The following is a 22,875-nucleotide window of genomic DNA, read 5'->3' as shown; positions in this document are numbered from 1 at the left end:
CCGGTCCCTACAGCTTGATCTCGATGTCGACGCCAGCCGGCAGGTCGAGGCGCATGAGCGAGTCGACCGTCTTGGGGGTCGGGTCGATGATGTCGATCAGACGCTTGTGCGTGCGCATCTCGAAGTGCTCGCGCGAGTCCTTGTACTTGTGCGGCGAACGGATCACGCAGAAACGGTTGATCTCCGTGGGCAGCGGCACCGGGCCCGCGACCTGAGCCCCGGTACGCGTCACCGTCTCAACGATCTTGCGCGCCGAGGAGTCGACCACCTCGTGGTCGTACGCCTTGAGCCGGATGCGGATCTTCTGTCCCGCCATGGTGGCCTCTGTTCCTTCTCTCGCCTTGTCCGTCCCGCCCGGTTGCTACCACGGAGCTCACCCCCGGGAAGCGGGATGTTCCATGCCGGGCTCGGGCGCTGCCCAACTCCCGTGCTTTCCGACCCCCGCGGTCGGGCGTGTCGCGCCCTGGGGCCAGGCTCCGCCCCGGAAAACCGGAGCGGTCCCCGCCCGTGCGGGAAGTTCGGGGGCGCCGGGAGTGGATCGCCACGCCCCGGACACCCAGCGAGGGTGGCTGACTATCGGGCAGCCAGCCACCCCGCCGGTACGCAACCTGACCAGTATGCCGTACCACCGCACGGCAATGCTAATCGGGGTTACTGTTTACTTGATGATCTTCGTGACGAAGCCCGCGCCGACCGTACGGCCACCCTCACGAATCGCGAACTTGAGGTTCTCCTCCATCGCGATCGGCTGGATCAGCTTCACGGTCATCGTGGTGTTGTCACCCGGCATGACCATCTCGGTGCCCTCGGGCAGCGTGACGACGCCGGTAACGTCCGTGGTCCGGAAGTAGAACTGCGGACGGTAGTTCTGGAAGAACGGGGTGTGCCGGCCACCCTCCTCCTTGGAGAGGATGTAGACGGTCGCCTCGAACTCGGTGTGCGGGGTGGTGGTGCCGGGCTTGACCACCACCATGCCGCGCTCGACGTCCTCGCGCTTGATACCCCGCAGCAGCAGACCGACGTTCTCACCCGCGCGGGCCTCGTCGAGCAGCTTGCGGAACATCTCGATACCGGTGCAGACCGTCTTCTGCGACTTCTCGCGGATACCGACGATCTCCACCTCCTCGTTCGGCTTGAGCACGCCACGCTCGGCGCGGCCGGTGACCACGGTGCCACGACCGGTGATCGTGAAGACGTCCTCGATCGGCATGAGGAACGGCTTGTCGGTCTCCCGCTCCGGCTGAGGAATCGCGGTGTCGACCGCGTTCATCAGGTCCATGAGCTTGGAGGTCCACTCCGGGTCGCCCTCGAGCGCCTTCAGCGCGGAGACCCGGACGACCGGCAGGTCGTCACCCGGGTACTCCTGCGACGAGAGCAGCTCACGGACCTCGAGCTCGACGAGCTCCAGGAGCTCCTCGTCGTCGACCATGTCGCTCTTGTTCAGCGCCACGACGATGTACGGCACGCCGACCTGACGGGCCAGCAGCACGTGCTCGCGGGTCTGCGGCATCGGGCCGTCGGTCGCCGCCACCACCAGGATCGCGCCGTCCATCTGCGCGGCACCGGTGATCATGTTCTTGATGTAGTCGGCGTGACCCGGGCAGTCCACGTGCGCGTAGTGCCGCGCCGCGGTCTGGTACTCGACGTGCGCGATCGAGATCGTGATACCGCGGGCCTTCTCCTCCGGCGCCTTGTCGATCTCGTCGAACGGCGTGTACGGGTTCAGGTCCGGGAACTCGTCGTGCAGAACCTTGGTAATGGCCGCCGTCAGCGTCGTCTTACCGTGGTCGATGTGACCAATGGTGCCGATGTTGACGTGCGGCTTAGTCCGCTCGAACTTCGCCTTCGCCACTGGTGTCCTCCTGTGGACTTCTTGGTTCGTACGCCCGGCGCGCCATTCGGCGCTTAGGACTCTGTCGACAGCCTTTCCGGCCGGAAGTTTCCCGGTCGGGAAGTCGTGGGTCTTGCGGCGGTGAAACCTTCAGGCCCGGTCTCGCAGCCCGGCCCGTGGACGCCGCGGGCGAGATTACCCGTCCGCGGCGCTCGCGGTATCACCGGCCCGGCGTCAGCCGAGTGAGGTCACTCGCCCGTCGCCTTCGCGATGATCTCCTTCGCCACGTTCGCGGGAACCTCGGCGTAGGAGTCGAACTGCATGCTGTAGCTAGCCCGGCCCTGGGTCTTCGACCGCAGGTCGCCGACATAGCCGAACATCTCCGACAGCGGCACCAGGGCGCGGACGACGCGGGCTCCGCCGCGCTCCTCCATCGCCTGGATGATGCCCCGGCGGGAGTTGAGGTCGCCGATCACGTCACCCATGTTCTCCTCGGGAGTGGTGACCTCGACGGACATCATCGGTTCGAGCAGCGCGGGGTCGGCCTTGCGGGCCGCGTCCTTGAGCACCATCGAACCGGCGATCTTGAACGCCATCTCGGACGAGTCGACCTCGTGGGCCTGACCGTCGAGCAGCGTCAGCTTCAGGCCGACCAGCGGGTAGCCGGCGAGTACGCCGTACTGCATCGCGTCCTGGGCACCGGCGTCGACCGAGGGGATGAACTCTCTCGGCACCCGGCCACCGGTGACGGCGTTGCTGAACTCGTACGTCGGCGAGTCGTTGGTCAGCGGCAGCGGCTCGACGCTGACGATGACCCGCGCGTACTGGCCGGAACCACCGGTCTGCTTCTTGTGGGTGTACTCGACCTTCTCCACCTTGCGGCGGATGGTCTCGCGGTACGCCACCTGCGGCTTGCCGATGTTCGCCTCGACGTTGAACTCGCGGCGCATCCGGTCGACCAGGATGTCCAGGTGCAGCTCGCCCATGCCGGCGATGACCGTCTGGCCGGTCTCCTCGTCGAGGCTGACCCGGAACGTCGGGTCCTCCTCGGCGAGCCGCTGGATGGCGGTGCCGAGCTTCTCCTGGTCGGACTTGGTCTTCGGCTCGATCGCCACCTGGATGACCGGCTCGGGGAAGGTCATCGACTCCAGGATGACCGCGTTCGCCGGGTCGCAGAGCGTGTCGCCGGTGGTGGTCTGCTTCAGACCCTGCACCGCGATGATGTCGCCAGCCTGGGCCGAGCTGCGCTCTTCCCGCTTGTTGGCGTGCATCTGGTAGATCTTGCCGATCCGCTCCTTGCGGTCCTTGGTGGAGTTGATCACCTGCGAACCGGACTCCACCTTGCCGGAGTAGACCCGCACGTAGGTCAGCTTGCCCAGGTGCTTGTCAGTCTGGATCTTGAAGGCCAGCGCGGAGAACGGCTCGCTCGGGTCCGGCTTGCGCTGCAGCGGGGTCTCGCCGTCGGTCGCGGTGCCCTCGATCGCCGGGATGTCCAGCGGCGACGGCAGGTACTCGACCACCGCGTCCAGCATCGGCTGGATGCCCTTGTTCTTGAAGGCCGAGCCGCAGAGCACCGGGTTGGCCTTGCCGGCGATGGTGGCCCGGCGGATGGCGGCCCGGATCTCCTCGACGGAGAGCTCGCCACCGTCCAGCGACTCGAGGTACTTCTCGGTGAACTCGTCGTCGACGCTGGAGAGCGTGTCGAGCAGCTTCTCCCGCCACTCGGCGGCGGAGTCGGCGAGGTCGGCCGGGACGTCCTCGATCGCGTAGTCCTCGCCCTTCTGGGTCTCGCCACGCCAGGTCAGCGCGCGCATCCCGATCAGGTCGACGACACCGATGTGGTCGCCCTCGAGGCCGATCGGGATCTGCAGCACCAGCGGGGTGGCGTTGAGCCGGTCGACCATCATCTGCACGCAGCGGAAGAAGTCCGCGCCGGTGCGGTCCAGCTTGTTGACGAAGCACATCCGGGGAACGTTGTACTTGTCGGCCTGACGCCAGACGTTCTCGGTCTGCGGCTCGACACCGGCGACCCCGTCGTACACGGCCACCGCACCGTCGAGGACCCGCAGCGACCGCTCGACCTCGACCGTGAAGTCGACGTGGCCGGGCGTGTCGATGATCTGGACTGTGTGGCCCTTCCACTCACACTTGGTGGCGGCGGAGGTGATGGTGATCCCCCGCTCCTGCTCCTGCTCCATCCAGTCCATGACGGCGGCGCCCTCGTGGACCTCACCGATCTTGTACGTGATACCGGTGTAGAACAGGATCCGCTCGGTGGTCGTGGTCTTACCAGCATCGATGTGCGCCATGATGCCGATGTTGCGTACCTTGGCGAGCGCGTCTGCGGCGGCCACTTCAATCCCTACTTATCGTCGTCTCGTCGGCGTAATCGCGACCGGTACCGGGCCCGGCGCGGCGGACCGCGCCGGACCCCGATCGGTCGTTACCAGCGGTAGTGCGCGAAGGCCTTGTTGGACTCGGCCATCTTGTGGGTGTCCTCGCGCCGCTTGACGGCGGCACCAAGACCGTTGCTCGCGTCGAGCAGCTCGTTCATCAGGCGCTCGACCATGGTCTTCTCCCGACGGGCCCGGGAGTACGTGACCAGCCAGCGCAGCCCGAGCGTGGTGGCCCGCTGCGGCTTGACCTCGACCGGCACCTGGTAGGTCGCGCCACCGACACGGCGGCTGCGGACCTCGAGGGTCGGCTTCACGTTGTCCATCGCCCGCTTCAGGATGACCACTGGGTCGGTGCCGGCCTTCTCGCGGCAACCCTCGAGGGCCTCGTAGACGATGCGCTCGGCCAGCTGACGCTTGCCGCGCAGGAGGATCTTGTTCACCAGCTGGGTCACCAGCGGCGAGTTGTACACCGGGTCCGCGACAAGCGGCCGACGCGGAGCAGGGCCCTTACGCGGCATGTCAGCTCTTCTCCTTCTTCGCGCCGTAGCGGCTACGCGCCTGCTTGCGGTTGCGGACACCCTGGGTGTCCAGCGAGCCGCGGACGATCTTGTAGCGCACGCCCGGGAGGTCCTTCACCCGGCCACCGCGAACCAGCACGAGGGAGTGCTCCTGCAGGTTGTGCCCGACGCCCGGGATGTAGGCCGTGACCTCGATCTGGCTGCTGAGCTTCACACGAGCGACCTTGCGCAGCGCGGAGTTCGGCTTCTTCGGGGTGGTGGTGTACACGCGCGTGCACACGCCGCGCCGCTGAGGGCTCCCCTTCAGCGCGGGCGTCTTGGTCTTACTCGTCTTGGCTTGGCGGCCCTTGCGGACCAACTGCTGGATCGTGGGCACCGGGTTTCTCCGCTCCCTTCGGCCGCCTAAATGCGACCGCGCGTGTCGTAGCCGCCCTCGCGAGTGGCTCTCCTACATTCCGACCAGGGCCGTCCGGTGACGGTCCCGGTACCCGCGGTCGGGCGTGTCGCCCGCTCGCGGTTTCCCGACGTCGTTGACCGGCGCCGGATTCCAGCCCATCGGCACGCTGGCGCGTCCCGACCTGTTCGACTTTGTCGTGCCACCGCTCGATGACCGCATGACGGCTCGGGCGCACGCACGAGTTGCCCGGGCATGCCCGGGCACGAGAGGAAAGAGTACCTACCCCGGGTAGGCACGTCAAAACAGGCCCCCGAAGGTCCTTGCCAGGGAGGTCCTTGACAACCTCACTGTCGACAGCCCTCGGGTCGGGGTCCGGCTCGTCGTGTCACCCGCAGCGGGCACTACCAGATGTCAGTGTACCGGCTGCCCCCGCCACCCCGCTCGGCGGGCCGCCAACCGGTCCGGGCCCGCCTTCCCCAGGTCCGGGCCGCCCTCGACAACCCGCTCCGGGCCGCCCTCGACAACCCGCTCCGGGCCGCCCTCGGCAACCGGCCGGGCCCGCCCACCGGGCCGTGACCGGGAACCCGGCCGCGCCCGTCCGTAGCCGGCGCGGCCGGACGGTCAGGCCTGGAGCAGCAGCGCCAGCGCGAGGGTGAGCAGGGTCAGCCCGAGTCCCACGGCACCGCAGCTGATCCCGGCCACGGCCACCCCCCGACCGCTGAACCGCACCGCCGACGCCCCCGTACCCGGCCGGCCGGCTCCCGGCGGTCCCGCCGACCACGGTGTGCCCGGACCGGACCGACCGATCTGCCGCTGCCCGAACACCCCGAGCAGCACGCCGGCGAGACCGAGCAGACCGGCCAGCACCGCGAACGCGCCGGCCGCCCAGCCGCCCCAGGTCGTGCCGGCCCCGGTCAACCCGAGACAGCCGACCACCCCCGCCACGAGGATCGAGGCGATGCCGACGACCAGCGCCGCGACCGCCGGCCCCGAGGTGATCGGCGGCACCTCGAGCTGGACGACGCCGAACGGCGTACCCGGCACCGGGTCGACCCGGCGCGGTGCGTGCCAGGACTCGCGGGGCGGCGCCGGCACCGGCCGGGCCAGCGGCCCGCCGGCCCCCGGCGGCCCCATCGGCGGTCCGACCCGCCCCGGGTACGCGGGCGCGGGATACCCGCCGCCCGACGACGGCACACCGGAGGGGTACGAGGTGACCGGCGACCCTGGCACCGCCGGCTGGTACGGCCCGCCCGGAGCGACCGCCCCCGGGCGCAGCGGTACGCCGGACGGTGCCGGTGGCAGCGGTACGGCGGAGGGTGCCGGAGCCGACGGCGGCACGGTCGACGGAACCGGAGCCGGCGGCAGCCAGGCGGGGTTCACCGGCGGCGCGGCGGGCTCCGGCGCGGTCGGCCGGGCCCACTCGCTGAGCGGCTCGGCCGGCCGCTCCACCCGTTCGGTGACCGGCTCGCCCGGCCGCTCACCGGACAGCGTGTACGAGGGCTGGAGGTAACGGGGTTCGTATCCGGGGGCGCCCGGCGGCGTCTCCGCTGCGCGGTCCGCAGCCGGTGGCTGCTCCTCCTGCGTCACGCCCAACCCCCCTGACCACCCGGACCGGCTCGGAGCGTACCGCCCGGCACCGGTCCGTCGCCGCCCGAATCTCCGCGTCGTGTCAGGCGCCAGGCTACCGCCGGGCCACCAGCCGTCCGGCGCGGGTGAACCGAACCGTCCCGACGCCGGGGCGCCGCGGTCACGGCACTCAGCGGCCCGGTGCCGGCGCCAGGCGGGCGACCACCACCCGCACCGGAGGACGGCCGGCGTCGGGCGGCCAGCCGCCGGCCGAGGGCCGTCAGTCGATCCCCGGGGCGAAGTCGTGACCGACCGGCGTGTCCGCGAGATGCAGCACCCCGATCACGGCCAGGGCGACCAGCGTGGTCAGCGCCAACACGAATCCGGCCCAGGCCAGCCGCTCGCCCCGGCGCAGCCAGGCCGCCCCGGTGAGGTAGCCGCCCGAGGCGTACGCCTCACGGCGGGCCTCCCGGGCCAACAGCATGGTGATGGTCGCTGGCACGATGCCGCCGACGAGCGGGCCGGTCAAGAGGGCGACCAGGCCGAGGGCGAAGACCGCGCGGGACTTGGTCGACCGCACCGGGTCGGGGTCGCGCGGATGGCGCAGCGCCGGGCCGGCGTCCACGACCGGCATCGTCTCCACCCGACCAGCCTACAAACCCGACCGCCCGTCAGACGCACGGTGCCCCCCACGTCGTCGGTGGACGACGTGGGGGGCACCGGAACCTCCTGCCTAGCGGTACGACCCGAAGTCGAAGTCGTCCAGCGGCACCGCCTGGCCGCTGGCCGGCCCGAACCCGTAGTCGGTCTCCGGGTACCCGGTCATCGAGTAGACCTTGGCCTTCGCCTCCTCGGTCGGCTCGACCCGGATGTTGCGGTACTTGCTGATGCCGGTACCGGCCGGGATGAGCTTACCGATGATCACGTTCTCCTTGAGGCCGATCAGCGAGTCGCTGCGCGCGTTGATCGCCGCATCGGTCAGCACCCGGGTGGTCTCCTGGAAGGAGGCCGCCGAGAGCCAGGAGTCGGTGGCCAGCGAAGCCTTGGTGATACCCATCAGCACCGGACGACCGGCCGCGGGCTCGCCACCCTCGGACACCAGCCGGCGGTTCTCCGACTCGAAGACCGCCCGGTCGACCAGCACACCCGGCAGGAACTCGGTGGAGCCCGAGTCGATCACCGTGACCCGCTTGAGCATCTGCCGGATGATGATCTCAATGTGCTTGTCGTGGATGAGCACACCCTGCGAGCGGTAGACCTCCTGGACCTCCTGGGTCAGGTGGACCTGGACCGCCCGCGGGCCGAGGATCCGGAGCAGCTCGTGCGGGTCGATGGTGCCCTCGGTGAGCTTCTCGCCGACCTCGACGTGACCGCCGTCGTGGACGTTCGGACGCAGCTTCACACGCTTCGAGATCTTGTCGTACACGATCTCGTCGCTGCCGTCGTCCGGGATGACGATGATCTTCCGGGACCGCTCGCCGTCCTCAATCCGGATCCGGCCGGGGGTGTCGGCGATCGGCGCCTTGCCCTTCGGGACCCGGGCCTCGAAGATCTCCTGGACACGCGGCAGACCCTGGGTGATGTCCTCACCCGCGACACCACCGGTGTGGAAGGTACGCATCGTCAGCTGGGTACCCGGCTCACCGATCGACTGGGCGGCGATGATGCCGACCGCCTCACCGATGTCGACCGACTTGCCCGTCGGCAGCGACCGGCCGTAGCAGGCCGCGCAGACCCCGAGCTTCGACTCGCAGGTCAGCACGCTGCGGACCCGAACCACGTCCACGCCGGCCGCGACGATCTTGTCGACCAGGATCGAGTTGAGGTCCGCGCCCCGCTCCGCGACCAGGTTGCCGTCGGCGCCCTTGACGTCGTCGGCCAGGGTACGGGCGTGCACCCCGGTCTCGGCGTGCGTGTGCACCACCAGCTTGCCGTCGGCACCCGTCTCGCCCACCTGCATGGTGATCGCCCGGTCGGTGCCGCAGTCCTCCTCGCGGATGATGACGTCCTGCGACACGTCCACCAGACGACGGGTCAGGTAACCCGAGTCGGCGGTACGCAGCGCGGTGTCCGCGAGACCCTTCCGGGCACCGTGCGTGGAGATGAAGTACTCCAGCACGGAGAGACCCTCCCGGTAGCTGGCCTTGATCGGCCGCGGGATGATCTCACCCTTCGGGTTGGCCACCAGACCACGGATCGCGGCGATCTGGCGGAGCTGGAGCAGGTTACCGCGGGCACCCGAGTTGATCATCTTCCACAGCGGGTTCTCCTGCGGCAGCGCCGTCTCCATCTCCTTGGCGACCTCGTTGGTCGCCTTGGTCCAGATCTCGATCAGCTCGAGGCGCCGCTCCTCCACGGTCATCAGACCGCGCTGGTACTGCTTGTCGATCTGCTCGGCCTGCTTCTCGTACTGCTCGAGGATCTCCCGCTTGCGCGGCGGCGCGATGACGTCCTCCATGCCGATCGTCACGCCGGACCAGGTGGCCCAGTGGAAGCCGGCCTCCTTGAGCCCGTCGAGCGTCGCAGCCAGCGCCACCTTCGGGAACCGCTCGGCGAGATCGTTGACGATCGCGGAGAGCTGACCCTTGCGGATCTCGTAGTTCACGAAGCGGTAGCCCTGCGGCAGGGTCTCGTTGAACAGCACTCGACCGAGGGTCGTCTCCACGGTCAGCGGCTCACCCGGAACCCAGCCCTCCGGCGAGGTCCAGCGCGCCGAGGCCGGGCCGTTGTCGACCTCGACGACGCCCCGCAGCCGGATCTTCACCGGGGTCTGCAGGTGCAGCTCACCGTTGTCGAAGGCCATCCGGGCCTCGGCGTCCGAGCTGAACACCCGGCCCTCGCCCACCTCACCCGGGGTCAGGTGGGTCAGGTGGTACAGGCCGATGACCATGTCCTGGGTGGGCATGGTGACCGGCTTGCCGTCGGCCGGCTTGAGGATGTTGTTCGACGACAGCATCAGGATCCGCGCCTCGGCCTGGGCCTCGGCCGACAGCGGTACGTGCACCGCCATCTGGTCACCATCGAAGTCCGCGTTGAACGCGGTGCAGACGAGCGGGTGGATCTGGATCGCCTTGCCCTCGACCAGCTGCGGCTCGAAGGCCTGGATGCCCAGCCGGTGCAGGGTCGGCGCCCGGTTCAGCAGAACCGGGTGCTCGCCGATGACCTCCTCCAGCACGTCCCAGACGACCGGCCGCTGCCGCTCGACCATCCGCTTCGCGGACTTGATGTTCTGCGCGTGGTTCAGGTCGACCAGCCGCTTCATCACGAACGGCTTGAACAGCTCCAGCGCCATCTGCTTCGGCAGGCCGCACTGGTGCAGCTTGAGCTGCGGACCCACCACGATGACCGAACGACCCGAGTAGTCGACCCGCTTGCCGAGCAGGTTCTGCCGGAACCGGCCCTGCTTGCCCTTGAGCATGTCGGAGAGCGACTTCAGCGGACGGTTACCCGGACCGGTGACCGGCCGGCCGCGGCGGCCGTTGTCGAACAGCGCGTCGACGGCCTCCTGCAGCATCCGCTTCTCGTTGTTGACGATGATCTCGGGCGCGCCCAGGTCGATCAGCCGCTTGAGCCGGTTGTTCCGGTTGATCACACGGCGGTAGAGGTCGTTCAGGTCCGAGGTCGCGAACCGGCCACCGTCGAGCTGCACCATCGGGCGCAGGTCCGGCGGGATCACCGGGACGCAGTCCAGCACCATGCCGAGCGGCGAGTTACGGGTGTTGAGGAACGCCGCGACGACCTTGAGCCGCTTCAGCGCCCGGATCTTCCGCTGCCCCTTGCCGCTACGGATGGTCTCGCGGAGGTTCTCCGCCTCGGCGTCCAGGTCCATGTTCTGGACCAGCGCCTTGATCGCCTCGGCGCCCATGCCGCCGGTGAAGTACTCACCGAACCGGTCGCGCAGCTCGCGGTAGAGCAGCTCGTCGGTGACCAGCTGCTTCGGCTCCAGCTTGCGGAAGGTGTCGAGGACCTCGTCCAGACGGTCGATCTCGCGCTGGGCCCGGTCGCGGATCTGGCGCATCTCGCGCTCTCCGCCCTCCTTGACCTTGCGCCGGACGTCCGCCTTGGCACCCTCGGCCTCCAGCTCGGCCAGGTCGGCCTCGAGCTTGGCGGCCCGCTTCTCGATCTCGGAGTCGCGGCTGTTCTCGGCCTGCCGCTTCTCGGCGAGGATCTCGTTCTCGATGGTGGAGAGGTCACGGTGCCGCGCCTCGGTGTCCACCCCGGTCACCACGTACGACGCGAAGTAGATGATCTTCTCGAGATCCTTCGGCGCCAGGTCCAGCAGGTAGCCGAGCCGGCTCGGCACACCCTTGAAGTACCAGATGTGCGTCACGGAGGCGGCCAGCTCGATGTGTCCCATCCGCTCACGCCGTACCTTGGAGCGGGTCACCTCGACCCCGCAGCGCTCGCAGATGATGCCCTTGAACCGGACCCGCTTGTACTTACCGCAGTAGCACTCCCAGTCCCGCTGCGGACCGAAGATCTTCTCGCAGAAGAGCCCGTCCTTTTCCGGCTTCAGGGTGCGGTAGTTGATCGTCTCAGGCTTCTTGACCTCGCCGTGCGACCACTGACGGATGTCGTCGGCGGTGGCCAGGCCAATCCGCAACTCGTCGAAGAAGTTGACGTCGAGCACGTTTATGTATCCCTCGTGTCGTGTCGTAACTGTTGCTAGCCCTCTGGGTCAGGGTCCGGGCGGCTCAACCCGCGGAGGGATCAAGCCTGACCGCCCAGAGCGGGTTGAGCCGCCCGGACCCCCTACCTCACACCTCTTCGACCGAGCTCGGCTCGCGCCGGGACAGGTCGATGCCGAGTTCCTCCGCGGCCCGGAAGACCTCGTCGTCGGTCTCGCGCATCTCCAGGGCCACACCGTCGCTGGAGAGCACCTCAACGTTGAGGCACAGCGACTGCAGCTCCTTGAGCAGCACCTTGAAGGACTCCGGGATGCCCGGTTCCGGAATGTTCTCGCCCTTGACGATCGCCTCGTAGACCTTGACCCGGCCCAGGACGTCGTCGGACTTGATCGTCAGCAGCTCCTGCAGGGCGTACGCGGCGCCGTACGCCTGCATCGCCCAGCACTCCATCTCGCCGAACCGCTGGCCACCGAACTGCGCCTTACCACCCAGCGGCTGCTGCGTGATCATCGAGTACGGGCCGGTCGACCGAGCGTGGATCTTGTCGTCGACCAGGTGGTTCAGCTTCAGGATGTAGATGTAGCCGACCGCGATCGGGTCCGGCAGCGGTTCGCCGGAGCGACCGTCGAAGAGCTGCGCCTTCCCGCTCGCGCCGATCAGCTGCTTGCCGTCCCGGTTGGGCAGGGTCGACGAGAGCAGACCGGAGATCTCCTCCTCCTTGGCGCCGTCGAAGACCGGCGTCGCCACGTTGGTGTCCGGCTCCGACTCGTGCGCGTCGATCGACCGCAGCGCCCGCTTCCAGTCGGCGTCGTCACCGTCGATCTTCCAGCCGGTCTTGGCCACCCAGCCGAGGTGTGTCTCCAGCACCTGGCCGATGTTCATCCGGCTCGGCACACCGAGCGGGTTGAGCACGATGTCGACCGGGGTCCCGTCCTCCAGGAACGGCATGTCCTCGACCGGCAGGATCTTGGAGATGACACCCTTGTTGCCGTGCCGGCCGGCGAGCTTGTCGCCGTCCTGGATCTTCCGCTTCTGTGCCACGTAGACCCGGACCAGCTCGTTGACTCCCGGCGGCAGCTCGTCGCCGTCCTCCCGGGAGAAGGTCCGTACGCCGATGACCGTGCCGGTCTCGCCGTGCGGCACCTTCAGCGAGGTGTCCCGGACCTCACGCGCCTTCTCGCCGAAGATCGCGCGGAGCAGCCGCTCCTCCGGGGTCAGCTCGGTCTCGCCCTTGGGCGTGACCTTGCCGACCAGGATGTCCCCGGTCACCACCTCGGCACCGATCCGGATGATGCCGCGCTCGTCGAGGTCGGCGAGCATCTCCTCGCTGACGTTCGGGATGTCGCGGGTGATCTCCTCCGGACCGAGCTTGGTGTCCCGGGCGTCGACCTCGTGCTCCTCGATGTGGATCGAGGTGAGCGCGTCCTGCTGGACGAGGCGCTGCGACAGGATGATCGCGTCCTCGTAGTTGTGACCCTCCCAGGGCATGAAGGCGACGAGCAGGTTCCGCCCGAGCGCCATCTCACCCTCGTCGGTGCACGGCCCGTCGGCGATGACCTGGCCGGCCTCGACCCGGTCACCCTCGAACACGACCGGCTTCTGGTTGACGCAGGAGCCGGCGTTCGACCGACGGAACTTGTGCAGCAGGTACGTCCGCCGGTGGCCGTCGTCCTGGTGCACCGTCACGTAGTCGGCGCAGAGGTCCTCGACCACACCGCCGACCTCGGCGACGACCACGTCACCGGCGTCGACCGCGGCCCGGTACTCCATGCCGGTACCGACCAGCGGCGACTCCGCCTTGATCAGCGGCACCGCCTGACGCTGCATGTTCGCGCCCATCAGGGCCCGGTTGGCGTCGTCGTGCTCGAGGAACGGGATCATCGCGGTCGCGACCGAGACCATCTGCCGCGGCGAGACGTCCATGTAGTCGACCGCGGTCGGCGCGACGAAGTCGACCTCGCCACCCTTGCGGCGGACCAGGACCCGGTCCTCGGCGAACTCGCCGTCGCTCTTCAGCGGGGCGTTCGCCTGGGCCAGGACGAACCGGTCCTCCTCGTCCGCGGTCAGGTAGTCGATCTGGTCGGTGACCCGGCCGTCGACGACCTTCCGGTACGGCGTCTCGATGAACCCGAACGGGTTGACCCGTCCGAAGGTCGAGAGCGCGCCGATCAGACCGATGTTCGGGCCTTCGGGCGTCTCGATCGGGCACATCCGGCCGTAGTGCGACGGGTGCACGTCCCGGACCTCGAAGCCGGCCCGCTCCCGGGACAGACCACCCGGGCCGAGCGCGCTCAGCCGGCGCCGGTGGGTCAGGCCCGCCAGCGGGTTGGTCTGGTCCATGAACTGGGACAGCTGCGACGTACCGAAGAACTCCTTGATCGCCGCCACCACCGGGCGGATGTTGATCAGGGTCTGCGGCGTGATCGCCTCGACGTCCTGGGTGGTCATCCGCTCGCGGACGACCCGCTCCATCCGGGAGAGACCGACCCGGACCTGGTTCTGGATGAGTTCGCCCACGGTACGCAGGCGCCGGTTGCCGAAGTGGTCGATGTCGTCGGCCTCGTAGCCCTCCTCACCGGCGTGCAGCCGGCAGAGGTACTCCACGGTGGCGACGATGTCGTCCTCGGTCAGCGTGCCGGTGGTGATCGGCACGGAGACTTCGAGCTTCTTGTTGAACTTGTACCGACCGACCTTGGCGACGTCGTACCGCTTCGGGTTGAAGAAGAGGTTGTCGAGCAGGGTCTGGGCGTTCTCCCGCGTCGGCGGCTCACCCGGCCGCAGCTTGCGGTAGATGTCGAGCAGCGCCTCGTCCACCCCGGCGATGTGGTCCTTCTCCAGGGTGGTCATCATCAGCTCGGACCAGCCGAACCGCTCGCGGATCTGCTCGTTGCTCCAACCGATCGCCTTGAGCAGGACGGTGACCGCCTGCCGGCGCTTACGGTCGATACGGACACCGACGGTGTCGCGCTTGTCGATATCAAACTCCAGCCAGGCACCCCGGCTCGGGATGACCTTGACGCTGGACAGGTCGCGGTCGGAGGTCTTGTCCGGCTGCTTGTCGAAGTAGACGCCCGGGGACCGGACGAGCTGGCTGACCACGACGCGCTCGGTGCCGTTGATGATGAAGGTGCCCTTCGGCGTCATCATCGGGAAGTCACCCATGAACACCGTCTGGCTCTTGATCTCGCCGGTGGTGTTGTTGGTGAACTCCGCGGTCACGAAGAGCGGCGCGCAGTAGGTCAGGTCCTTCTCCTTGCACTCCTCGATCGAGGCCTTGACCTCGTCGAAGCGCGGCGCGGAGAACGACAGCGACATGGTGCCGGAGAAGTCCTCAATGGGACTGATCTCGTCGAGGATCTCAGCGAGACCCGATCGGGCGTGCGGGTCGTCGGCCGACCGGCCCTGCCAAGCCTCGTTGCCGACCAGCCAGTCGAAGGACTCGTTCTGGATGGCAAGGAGGTTGGGGACCTCGAGGTGTTCGGTGATCCTGCCGAAGGAGATTCGGCGGGGCGCGAAAGCGCTCGACGTACGACTGGTCTTCGCAGGGCGGGAAGCTGCCAAGATGCGTCCTTCCGAGGACCGGTGCTGCAGAACGGCTGTTACGCGTGCACTCCAATGGCCCCACTAGAAACACCCAAAATCGGGCATTCCGAGCAGGGGTCAAGTCGGAAGGCAGCGCAAACTAGCAGTGTAGCCGAGCGGCTAACCGCTGTCCAGCCCACCACGGCAGGGCGTCGGAAAACGTGTCGCCGGCCCTCGGTCGGCAGCGCTCAACACGCCTCACACGTCCCGTACGCATCCCGCTAGGCCACAAGACCGGCGGCTGATGGTGCTGCCGCCGTCTTACCCAGGTGTCGGCCGTCGCAAGCGCGGAAGGTCTTGCTGATGTCAGCGTGCCTGCCGGTTCGTGCCGCGTCAAGGCCTGATGCCCGGGTCGGGTAACGACTTTACCGGGGTCGCCGCGTCGCACCGGCCGTCCGTCGGCCGCCGGGTCAGCCCTCCGGCGGGCCAAAGCCCTGATCATCGACGGTCGCAGGCTGTCAGCAGACGGAGACGGGCGGCGATCCGGCGCCGGATCGCCGCCCGTCGGCGACACGCTGTGCGTCAACTCACGTCGACGCGATCGTCCACCCGGGTCCGGCCGACGGTGGCCCCGGCCGGCGGAGCCGGAACCGGGCCGTCGCCGGACCCGAACGGACGAGATGGTGCGAGTTACTTGAGGGTGACCTTCGCGCCCTCGGCCTCGAGCTTGGCCTTGGCCTTGTCGGCGGTCTCCTTGTTGGCCTTCTCCAGAACCGGCTTCGGCGCGGCCTCGACCAGGTCCTTGGCCTCCTTCAGGCCCAGGCCGGTCAGCTCACGCACGACCTTGATGACCTGGATCTTCTTGCCACCGTCGGCCTCGAGGATGACGTCGAACTCGTCCTTCTCCGGCTCGGCCTCGGCCGCGGCGGCAGCCGGGCCGGCGGCCGCGACGGCGACCGGCGCGGCGGCGGTGACGTCGAAGGTCTCCTCGAACTGCTTCACGAACTCGGAGAGCTCGATCAGCGTCATCTCCTTGAACGCGTCGAGCAGCTCGTCGGTGCTGAGCTTCGCCATGTCTGGCGTCCTTTCCTTACGTCTTACACGAATATGGGGTACGTCGGAACGGGCCGTCAGGCGGCCTGCTCCTCCTTCTCACGCTTCTCCTGCAGGGCAGCCGCCAGGCGGGCGGTCTGCGCCAGCGGCGCCTGGAACAGGGCAGCGGCCTTGCTCAGGCTGCCCTTCATCGCGCCGGCCATCTTGGCCAGCAGAACCTCACGGGACTCGAGGTCGGCGAGCTTGTTGACCTCGTCCGCGGAGATCGCCCGGCCCTCGAAGACACCGCCCTTGATGACGAGCTTCGGGTTGGCCTTCGCGAACTCCCGCAGGCCCTTCGCCGCCTCGACCACGTCACCGGAGACGAAGGTCAGCGCGGTAGGACCGGTGAACAGCTCGTCGAGTCCGGCAATGCCAGCGTCCGTCGCGGCACGCTTGGCCAGGGTGTTCTTCGCCACCGCGTAGGTGGTGTCCCGACCGAGCGAGCGGCGCAGCTGAGTCATCTGGGAGACCGTCAGACCGCGGTACTCGGTCAGCACGGTGGCTCCGGCGTTGCGGAAGTGCTCGGTGAGCTCAGCGACGGCGGTGGCCTTGTCGGCCCGAACCGGCTTGTCCGCCATGTCCCTCCTCTCTCGTTGCTTTCCAGGCTGATCACCGTCGAGGCCGCTCGACGCCGTACGGCGTGAACGGGCTCCGGGGTGTCGACAGCTCCGCCACAACAAGAAAGGCCCCGGCGCAGGGCGCACGGGGCGGGAAGGGCCACAGGATCATGGCCCGGCACGACACCGTTTCTCCCTGCGCGGGCCGCCCGTCGAACGGGACCTTCGACCGTGCCGAGGCACGGTGACCAGCGGTCTCTGGGTGGAAACCTCGGTCAAGACAGCTTGACCGAAAGTAAAGCCTACGGCATGCCGGGCGGGGCGGCCAAATCGCCCCCGGGAGCCGACTCCCGCCAGGGGCCTCACCCGGGTGCCGACTCCCGCCAGGGGCCGAATCGTCCCCGGCTCCGACTCTCCCCCGGGTGGTCGAACCCTGCCGCCCGGGTCACCCCGGCACGCCGGGTCACGCCTGTCGGCGCCGCAACCGGGCGTACCCGATGATCACCACGGCGGTCCAGACCAGCGCGTGCCCGGTCAGCAGTCCGACACTCGTCCCGGTCGGCCCCGCGGTGCTGGTCCGGGCGACCGCCAGCACCGGCGGCGCGAGCCACGGCACCACCGAGTCCCGCAGCCCGAAGACGAACGCGCCGACCACCCCGCCGACCAGGACCGCCAGCCCGGAGAGCGGGCTGGCCACCGCCGCCCGACTGGACAGCGCCCCCAGCCCGACCGCCGGCGGCAGGACGAGCAGATGTGCCCAGAGCCCGACCGCCAGCCCCGACCCGACGGAGGTTTCGGCGGCGCCGTCCGGAATCCGCACCCCGCCCACCAGCCAGGGCACCACCAGTGCGATCGCCACCACGGCCAGGGCGACTGCCCCGGCGGCGAGCAGACCACCGACCAGCTCCGCCCGCCGCCCGGCGGCCACCACCGCGAGCCGACGCTGGACGTCCGGTTCGGTGTCCAGCAGCAGCCGCGTCTGCCAGGCCAGGACCGGGAAGAGCACCACCGCGGAGACCCCGTACGCCTCGGCCGGCGGCGCGCCCGCCTCACCGTGCAGCACCACCAGCGCCAGGAGCCCCGCCAGCAACGGTGGCAACGCCCGGGCGGTCCGGACGAAACCGGTCAACCGGAGCATCACCAACGCGGTCATGACGTCTCCCCCCGGCCACCGTCCTGCTGCTGGATCAAGCCTGCCGCCGCCCCGGGCGCCGCCGACGGATCGGCCGCCACCCCGACACCCACCCCCGACGGCACCGACGGTGGCGGCACCCCGTCGTCCGGGCCGGGCGGTCGTACGCCGAGCACCCGGTGGCCGGCGGCGCGCAGGTCGGCGACGACCTGGGCGACCCGCGGGGCGGCCACCGCCACCTCGACCACGGAGATGTCGTCGGTACCGTCCGATCCGGCGGTCGGCGGGGACACCACCGACACGGTCCCGTCGGCGACCGTCCACCGCTCGGCGTCGGGCAGCCGGACCGTCTCGCCCCGGTGGTCACTCACCAGTACGGCGCCGCCGGTGTCGCGTACCTCGCGGATGAGTTCCGGGACCAGGTCGCGGGTCGCCGCGTCCAGCCCCTCCCAGGGCTCGTCCAGCACCAGCAGTTCCGGTGGGCGGAGCAGGGCCTGGGCGAGCCCGACCTTCTGGGCCGTCCCCTTCGACAGGGCGGAGAGCCGGACGTCCCGGTACGGGGTGAGCCCGAGCCGCGCCAGCCAGCCGTCCACGACCGGCCCCAGTGCCGGCCCGGGGATGCCCCGGACCCGCCCCATCCCGGTGAGGTACTGGCCGATGGTGTACGGCTGGTTGGCCGGAAACCGCTCCGGCACCCAGCCGATCGTGGCCGGCCGGTCCCGGACCGCTCCCCGGGTCGGGGTCAGCACCCCGGCGGCCATCTGGAGCAGCGTCGACTTGCCCACCCCGTTGCGTCCCAGCACGATCGCCACCCGGCCGGGGCCGAGTTCCGCCTCGACGTCTCGGAGCACCCAGGGTGCCCGCCAGCCGTACCGTAGCCAGACCCGGTCCAGACGCATACGGAGAAGACTGCCAGAAACCGGCAGAAAAACCGACGCGGGGCGCCGGGCGTCCGCCCGCCCGGCGCCCCGCGTCAACGGAACGACCTACTTCGGCGAGGCTCAGGCCTCGGCCGCCTCCCGGAGGTTCTTCACCACGTTCGGGTCGACCGGAACGCCCGGGCCCATGGTGGTGGTGAGGGTGACCTTGCGGAGGTACTTGCCCTTGGCCGCGGACGGCTTGGAGCGCAGCACCTCGTCGAGGACGGCGGCGTAGTTGTCCACCAGCTGCGCCTCCGAGAACGAGGCCTTGCCGATGATCAGGTGCAGGTTCGAGTGCTTGTCCACCCGGAAGGTGATCTTTCCACCCTTGATGTCCGTGACCGCCTTGGTGACGTCCATGGTCACCGTGCCGGTCTTCGGGTTCGGCATCAGGCCGCGCGGGCCCAGGATCCGCGCGATCCGGCCGATCTTGGCCATCTGGTCCGGCGTGGCGATCGCCGCGTCGAAGTCCAGCCACCCCTCCTGGATCCGGGCCACCAGCTCGTCGGTGCCGACCTCGTCCGCACCGGCGGCGGTCGCCTCCTCGGCCTTGGCGCCGGCGGCGAAGACGATCACGCGGGCCGTCTTACCCGTGCCGTGCGGCAGGTTGACGGTGCCCCGGACCATCTGGTCCGCCTTACGCGGGTCGACGCCGAGGCGCATCGCGACCTCGACCGTGGCGTCGAACTTGACCGAGGTGGTCTCCTTGGCCAGCCGGACCGCCTCGACCGGGGTGTAGAGCTTGTTCCGGTCGATGGCGTCGGCTGCCTTGCGGTAGCTCTTGCTGCGCTGCATTGGTGAACACTCCTGTGGTGTCTGGCGGGCCGCAACCACGCGGCCCTCCCACGATCAGCTTGGGTCGGGGGGGGGGTGGCTTATTCCTTGACCGTGATGCCCATCGACCGGGCGGTGCCGGCGATGATCTTCTCGGCCTGGTCGACGTCGTTGGCGTTGAGGTCCGCCATCTTCTTCTCGGCGATCTCCCGCAGCTGGGCTCGGGTCACCGAGCCGACCTTCGTGCTCTGCGGCACGCCGGAACCCTTCGGCACGCCGGCGGCCTTGAGCAGCAGCCGGGCGGCGGGCGGGGTCTTCAGCACGAAGGTGAAGGTCCGGTCCTCGTACACGCTGATCTCGGCCGGCACGATGTCACCGCGCTGCGACTCGGTCTGCGCGTTGTACGACTTGCAGAACTCCATGATGTTGACGCCGTGCTGACCCAGTGCCGGGCCGACCGGCGGCGCCGGGGTGGCCTGGCCCGCCGGGAGCTGAAGCGTGAACGTCTTGACGAGCTTCTTCTTCGGAGGCATGTCTCTTCCTGGGCTTGAAACTGGAAACGTGCACCTGACGGCACCCGGTGACGCGCACGGTCAAGCGCGCCTGCGGACGGGCGACGGTCAAGAGTAGCGCAGGAGGCGATCCGGCGGGTTGCCGAGGTCGCCTGCCGAGCTGTCGATCACCGGTCGGCCCCGTCGCCGGACGGACTCCGGCCCGCCCGACGCCGCCCGGCCGGTCCGACGCCACCCGACGGGCTCCGGCCCGTTCGACGCGACCGGTCCGGTACCCGGTGGGAGCCGGACCGGACCGTCGGCCGGCGGCGGATCGTCAGATCTTCGCGACCTGGTTGAAGTTGAGCTCGACCGGGGTCTCCCGACCGAAGATCGACACCAGGACCTTGAGCTTCTGCTGGTCCGGGTTGATCTCGCTGATCGTGGCCGGCAGCGACGCGAACGCACCGTCGGTGACCGTGACCGAGTCGCCGACCTCGAAGTCGAGGACCTTGATCTCCGGCTTGGCCTTCTTGGTCTCGGTCTCCACCGCCGGGGCGAGCCACTTCAGCACCTCGTCGAGGGAGAGCGGCGCCGGTCGGTCGGCCCGGTCGGTCGCGCCGACAAAACCGGTCACTCCCGGGGTGTTGCGGACACAGGAGTACGACTCGGGGGTCAGCTCCATCCGGACCAGGATGTAGCCGGGGAAGACCTTGGCCTGGACCTGCGACCGCTTGCCGTTCTTGACCTCGACCTCCTCCCGGGTCGGCACCTCGACCTGGTAGATGAACTCTTCCATGTCAAGGCTGGTGATCCGGGTTTCCAGGTTGGTCTTGACCTTGTTCTCGTAACCGGCGTACGAGTGGACCACGTACCAGTCGCCCGGCGCGTAGCGCAGCTTCTGCCGCAGCTCCGCGACCGGGTCGAAGTCCTCGTCCGGCTCGGTCATCCCGAACTCCGGCTCGTTGGCGGCCTCGACCGACTCTGCACCGCTCGCCGTCGCCACCGCGGACTGCTCGTCCGTGGTCTCGGCGGTCTCGTCGTACTCAGGCACGCTCGCTCACTTCCGTCACTAGCAGGTGGGGCAGGTGGTCAGCTGGAGCCGCCGAAGACCCACAGCACGCCCTTCGCGAAGGCGAAGTCCAGCCCGGCCACGATCGTCAGCACCACGGCGACGAACACAACCACCACGGCGGTGTAGGTAAGCAGCTCCTTACGGGTCGGCCAGATGACCTTACGCAGTTCTGCCACTACCTCGCGGAAGAACCGGGCAAGCCGGCCGAAGATTCCGACCCGCCCGTCGGTCCTGGTCTTGCGGCTGTCCGCCGAGTCGGTCCTGGTCCGCTCCCGGGTGGCGGTGCCACCGCGCGAGACCGGCTCCTCCGCCTCGTCGTCGGCGTCATCGTCGACGACGTCATCGATCGCCTCGTTCTCGAGACGGTCGTTGTCGTCCTCGTCGCGCCGATTCTTCTCGGCCACTTCGCCCTCCGTCGCCGGGTGGTGGGTACACGCGTCGGTGAACGCGTGCTGCGCTGGTCACGCCGGCCCCGGAGTCTCCGCCGCAGGCGCTGACCGCCCTCGACCGAACCCCCGGACGACCGTCCCCCGGAACGGCCCGCGGCCGGCGGAGGCGGAGGAACGGACCTCGGCGGACACTCCGCTCGGTCAGCCCCGCCGACACCACCAACACGGGCCGGTCGCCAGTGGTGGTGGCGACGCCGATCCCGGGATCGGTCAGGCCGTAGGCGCAGGGGTGACAGGACTTGAACCTGCAGCCTGCGGTTTTGGAGACCGCTGCTCTGCCAATTGAGCTACACCCCTGTGGGGGCAGGTGAACCCTGACCAGGCTGGCACGCCAACAGTGCTGCACGTTACCCGAGCATGCACGCCTGAACAGGGGGCACTTTGCCCCACGGCGGACCAGTGTACGGGTAGAGGCACGAGTTTCCCAACCGGTCCTCCGTACCTGCCCCGTGACCGGCCCGCCGACCGCCGTCCGGCAACCTCAGGCCGGGGTACGGATCACGGCCCGGGCCTGGGCGAGAACCTTCTCTCCCTGGCAGGTCGCGGTCAGGTCGAGCCGGGTCAGCCCGTCCTCGGTCACCTCGCGGACCACCGCGCTCACCTCGATCTCGGTGCCCTCGTCGTCGTCCGGGACGACCACCGGCCGGGTGAACCGGACGTTGTACTCGACCACCGCGTCCGGGGCGCCGGCCCAGTCGGTCACCGCCCGACCGACCAGCGCCATGGTGAACATGCCGTGCGCGATGACTCCGGGAAGCCCGACCTTGGTGGCGAACCGGTCGCTCCAGTGGATCGGATTGAAGTCGCCCGAGGCCCCCGCGTAGCGGATCAGGTCGGCCCGGGTGATCCGGAAGGTCCGGGTGGTCAGTTCCATGTCAGGCCTCTCCGCGTACGACGAGCTTCGACCAGACGGTGACCACCGGCTCCCCGGCGGGCGTGCTGACCTCGGTCCGGGTGGTCAGGAAACCGTGCCCACCCCGGGCGGTGATCTCCTCGACCGTGTTGACACAGACCAGCTCGTCGCCGGCGACCACCGGCCGGGCGTACTGGAACCGCTGGTCACCGTGGACCACCCGGCTGTAGTCGATGCCGAGCTCCGGGTCGTCGACGATCTGGCGGCTGGCCGACATGGTGAGCGCGATCGGGAAGGTCGGCGGCGCGACGACGTCGGCGTGGCCGAGGGCCCGCGCGGCGTCCGGGTCGTGGTAGGCCGGGTCCGTGGCGCCGATCGCGGTGGCGAACTCTCGGATCTTTTCGCGCCCCACCTGATAGGGGGCGGTCGGCGGGTAGGTACGGCCGACGAAGGACGGGTCCAGGGACATGCCGCCGAACCTACACGGCCGGTTCGGCACGGCCGGTGAGCCCGGGACGGGCCGGCCCGGAGTGTGGTCCCGGACCGGTCAGCTCCCGACCGTCGGCCGGCCCGGACGCCGGCCTCCCCGCCCGGAAACGACATCGCCGCCCCGACGACGGCGAGCGGGCCTGGGGCACGCTCGCCGGGTCGGGACGGCGATCAGAGAAACC

At 69.3% G+C, this 22,875-nt stretch carries 20 protein-coding genes and 1 tRNA gene; 1 reads left to right on the top strand and 20 read right to left on the bottom strand.

Annotated features, from left to right (window positions below; all coding sequences use genetic code 11):
- Positions 1–7: 7 nt before the first annotated feature.
- From rpsJ to rpsL, 5 genes are all read right to left on the bottom strand, one after another.
- Positions 8–316: a 30S ribosomal protein S10 gene (rpsJ, locus tag ABGB05_RS11725; protein ID WP_007073037.1), complete on the bottom strand. Its 309-nt coding sequence runs from the start codon at positions 314–316 to the stop codon at positions 8–10.
- A gap of 342 nt (positions 317–658) precedes the next feature.
- Positions 659–1,852: an elongation factor Tu gene (tuf, locus tag ABGB05_RS11720; RefSeq protein WP_347653276.1), complete on the bottom strand. Its 1,194-nt coding sequence runs from the start codon at positions 1,850–1,852 to the stop codon at positions 659–661.
- Positions 1,853–2,079: 227 nt separating this feature from the next.
- Positions 2,080–4,185 carry an elongation factor G gene (gene fusA, locus ABGB05_RS11715; protein WP_347653275.1) on the bottom strand — a complete coding sequence of 702 codons (2,106 nt, stop codon included), beginning with the start codon at positions 4,183–4,185 and terminating at the stop codon, positions 2,080–2,082.
- Between the two features lie 89 nt (positions 4,186–4,274).
- On the bottom strand, positions 4,275–4,745 hold the full coding sequence (gene rpsG / locus ABGB05_RS11710) for a 30S ribosomal protein S7 (RefSeq protein ID WP_347653274.1): 471 nt from the start codon (positions 4,743–4,745) through the stop codon (positions 4,275–4,277).
- A 1-nt stretch (position 4,746) separates the two neighbouring features.
- Positions 4,747–5,121, bottom strand: a complete 375-nt coding sequence (rpsL, locus tag ABGB05_RS11705; RefSeq protein WP_101368150.1) for a 30S ribosomal protein S12 — start codon at positions 5,119–5,121, stop codon at positions 4,747–4,749.
- Between the two features lie 429 nt (positions 5,122–5,550).
- Here rpsL and ABGB05_RS11700 point away from each other — a divergent pair, with 429 nt between their 5' ends.
- Entirely contained in the window at positions 5,551–5,718 is a 168-nt protein-coding gene (locus ABGB05_RS11700; protein ID WP_347653273.1) for a hypothetical protein, read from the top strand.
- 45 nt (positions 5,719–5,763) lie between these two features.
- On the opposite strand, the gene ABGB05_RS11695 is transcribed toward ABGB05_RS11700, so the two are convergent.
- From ABGB05_RS11695 to ABGB05_RS11625, 15 genes are all read right to left on the bottom strand, one after another.
- Positions 5,764–6,729 carry a hypothetical protein gene (locus ABGB05_RS11695; RefSeq protein WP_347653272.1) on the bottom strand — a complete coding sequence of 322 codons (966 nt, stop codon included), beginning with the start codon at positions 6,727–6,729 and terminating at the stop codon, positions 5,764–5,766.
- 259 nt (positions 6,730–6,988) lie between these two features.
- The gene (locus tag ABGB05_RS11690; protein ID WP_347653413.1) at positions 6,989–7,342 is read right to left on the bottom strand and encodes a hypothetical protein; all 354 of its coding nucleotides are present in this window, start codon (positions 7,340–7,342) and stop codon (positions 6,989–6,991) included.
- 99 nt (positions 7,343–7,441) lie between these two features.
- The gene (locus tag ABGB05_RS11685; protein WP_347653271.1) at positions 7,442–11,338 is read right to left on the bottom strand and encodes a DNA-directed RNA polymerase subunit beta'; all 3,897 of its coding nucleotides are present in this window, start codon (positions 11,336–11,338) and stop codon (positions 7,442–7,444) included.
- Between the two features lie 127 nt (positions 11,339–11,465).
- A complete protein-coding gene (locus ABGB05_RS11680) occupies positions 11,466–14,897 on the bottom strand; it encodes a DNA-directed RNA polymerase subunit beta (protein WP_347653270.1) in 3,432 nt (1,143 codons plus the stop codon).
- A gap of 651 nt (positions 14,898–15,548) precedes the next feature.
- Positions 15,549–15,932: a 50S ribosomal protein L7/L12 gene (gene rplL, locus ABGB05_RS11675; RefSeq protein ID WP_347653269.1), complete on the bottom strand. Its 384-nt coding sequence runs from the start codon at positions 15,930–15,932 to the stop codon at positions 15,549–15,551.
- 56 nt (positions 15,933–15,988) lie between these two features.
- Entirely contained in the window at positions 15,989–16,531 is a 543-nt protein-coding gene (gene rplJ, locus ABGB05_RS11670) for a 50S ribosomal protein L10 (RefSeq protein ID WP_347653268.1), read from the bottom strand.
- Positions 16,532–16,973: 442 nt separating this feature from the next.
- Positions 16,974–17,663: a hypothetical protein gene (locus tag ABGB05_RS11665; RefSeq protein WP_347653267.1), complete on the bottom strand. Its 690-nt coding sequence runs from the start codon at positions 17,661–17,663 to the stop codon at positions 16,974–16,976.
- On the bottom strand, positions 17,660–18,541 hold the full coding sequence (locus ABGB05_RS11660; protein WP_347653266.1) for an ABC transporter ATP-binding protein: 882 nt from the start codon (positions 18,539–18,541) through the stop codon (positions 17,660–17,662). The genes ABGB05_RS11665 and ABGB05_RS11660 overlap by 4 nt, the downstream gene beginning before the upstream one ends.
- Positions 18,542–18,643: 102 nt before the next feature.
- Positions 18,644–19,357, bottom strand: coding sequence for a 50S ribosomal protein L1 (gene rplA / locus ABGB05_RS11655; protein ID WP_347653265.1), 714 nt, complete (start codon positions 19,355–19,357; stop codon positions 18,644–18,646).
- A gap of 80 nt (positions 19,358–19,437) precedes the next feature.
- The gene (rplK, locus tag ABGB05_RS11650) at positions 19,438–19,869 is read right to left on the bottom strand and encodes a 50S ribosomal protein L11 (protein WP_347653264.1); all 432 of its coding nucleotides are present in this window, start codon (positions 19,867–19,869) and stop codon (positions 19,438–19,440) included.
- A 295-nt stretch (positions 19,870–20,164) separates the two neighbouring features.
- Complete coding sequence (gene nusG, locus ABGB05_RS11645) at positions 20,165–20,881, bottom strand: transcription termination/antitermination protein NusG (RefSeq protein WP_347653263.1); 717 nt, start codon at positions 20,879–20,881, stop codon at positions 20,165–20,167.
- 38 nt (positions 20,882–20,919) lie between these two features.
- A complete protein-coding gene (gene secE, locus ABGB05_RS11640) occupies positions 20,920–21,249 on the bottom strand; it encodes a preprotein translocase subunit SecE (protein ID WP_347653412.1) in 330 nt (109 codons plus the stop codon).
- Positions 21,250–21,575: 326 nt separating this feature from the next.
- Positions 21,576–21,648: transfer RNA gene (locus ABGB05_RS11635), tRNA-Trp, on the bottom strand.
- 184 nt (positions 21,649–21,832) lie between these two features.
- Positions 21,833–22,225, bottom strand: a complete 393-nt coding sequence (locus ABGB05_RS11630) for a MaoC family dehydratase (protein WP_347653262.1) — start codon at positions 22,223–22,225, stop codon at positions 21,833–21,835.
- A gap of 1 nt (position 22,226) precedes the next feature.
- The gene (locus ABGB05_RS11625) at positions 22,227–22,673 is read right to left on the bottom strand and encodes a MaoC family dehydratase N-terminal domain-containing protein (protein WP_347653261.1); all 447 of its coding nucleotides are present in this window, start codon (positions 22,671–22,673) and stop codon (positions 22,227–22,229) included.
- Positions 22,674–22,875: the final 202 nt, after the last annotated feature.

The sequence above is a fragment of the Plantactinospora sp. B5E13 genome (assembly GCF_039871775.1).
GTDB lineage: Bacteria > Actinomycetota > Actinomycetes > Mycobacteriales > Micromonosporaceae > Plantactinospora.
This window is presented reverse-complemented; position numbering and strand designations above follow the sequence as displayed.

What these genes read in the sequence shown, in the direction of transcription:
- rpsJ (WP_007073037.1), bottom strand. Translation starts at nt 316, where the DNA reads ATGGCGGGACAGAAGATCCGCATCCGGCTCAAGGCGTACGACCACGAG.
- rpsG (WP_347653274.1), bottom strand. Translation starts at nt 4,745, where the DNA reads ATGCCGCGTAAGGGCCCTGCTCCGCGTCGGCCGCTTGTCGCGGACCCG.
- ABGB05_RS11700 (WP_347653273.1), top strand. Translation starts at nt 5,551, where the DNA reads ATGTCAGTGTACCGGCTGCCCCCGCCACCCCGCTCGGCGGGCCGCCAA.
- ABGB05_RS11690 (WP_347653413.1), bottom strand. Translation starts at nt 7,342, where the DNA reads ATGCCGGTCGTGGACGCCGGCCCGGCGCTGCGCCATCCGCGCGACCCC.
- rplL (WP_347653269.1), bottom strand. Translation starts at nt 15,932, where the DNA reads ATGGCGAAGCTCAGCACCGACGAGCTGCTCGACGCGTTCAAGGAGATG.
- rplJ (WP_347653268.1), bottom strand. Translation starts at nt 16,531, where the DNA reads ATGGCGGACAAGCCGGTTCGGGCCGACAAGGCCACCGCCGTCGCTGAG.
- ABGB05_RS11665 (WP_347653267.1), bottom strand. Translation starts at nt 17,663, where the DNA reads ATGACCGCGTTGGTGATGCTCCGGTTGACCGGTTTCGTCCGGACCGCC.
- ABGB05_RS11660 (WP_347653266.1), bottom strand. Translation starts at nt 18,541, where the DNA reads ATGCGTCTGGACCGGGTCTGGCTACGGTACGGCTGGCGGGCACCCTGG.
- rplA (WP_347653265.1), bottom strand. Translation starts at nt 19,357, where the DNA reads ATGCAGCGCAGCAAGAGCTACCGCAAGGCAGCCGACGCCATCGACCGG.
- rplK (WP_347653264.1), bottom strand. Translation starts at nt 19,869, where the DNA reads ATGCCTCCGAAGAAGAAGCTCGTCAAGACGTTCACGCTTCAGCTCCCG.
- ABGB05_RS11630 (WP_347653262.1), bottom strand. Translation starts at nt 22,225, where the DNA reads ATGGAACTGACCACCCGGACCTTCCGGATCACCCGGGCCGACCTGATC.
- ABGB05_RS11625 (WP_347653261.1), bottom strand. Translation starts at nt 22,673, where the DNA reads ATGTCCCTGGACCCGTCCTTCGTCGGCCGTACCTACCCGCCGACCGCC.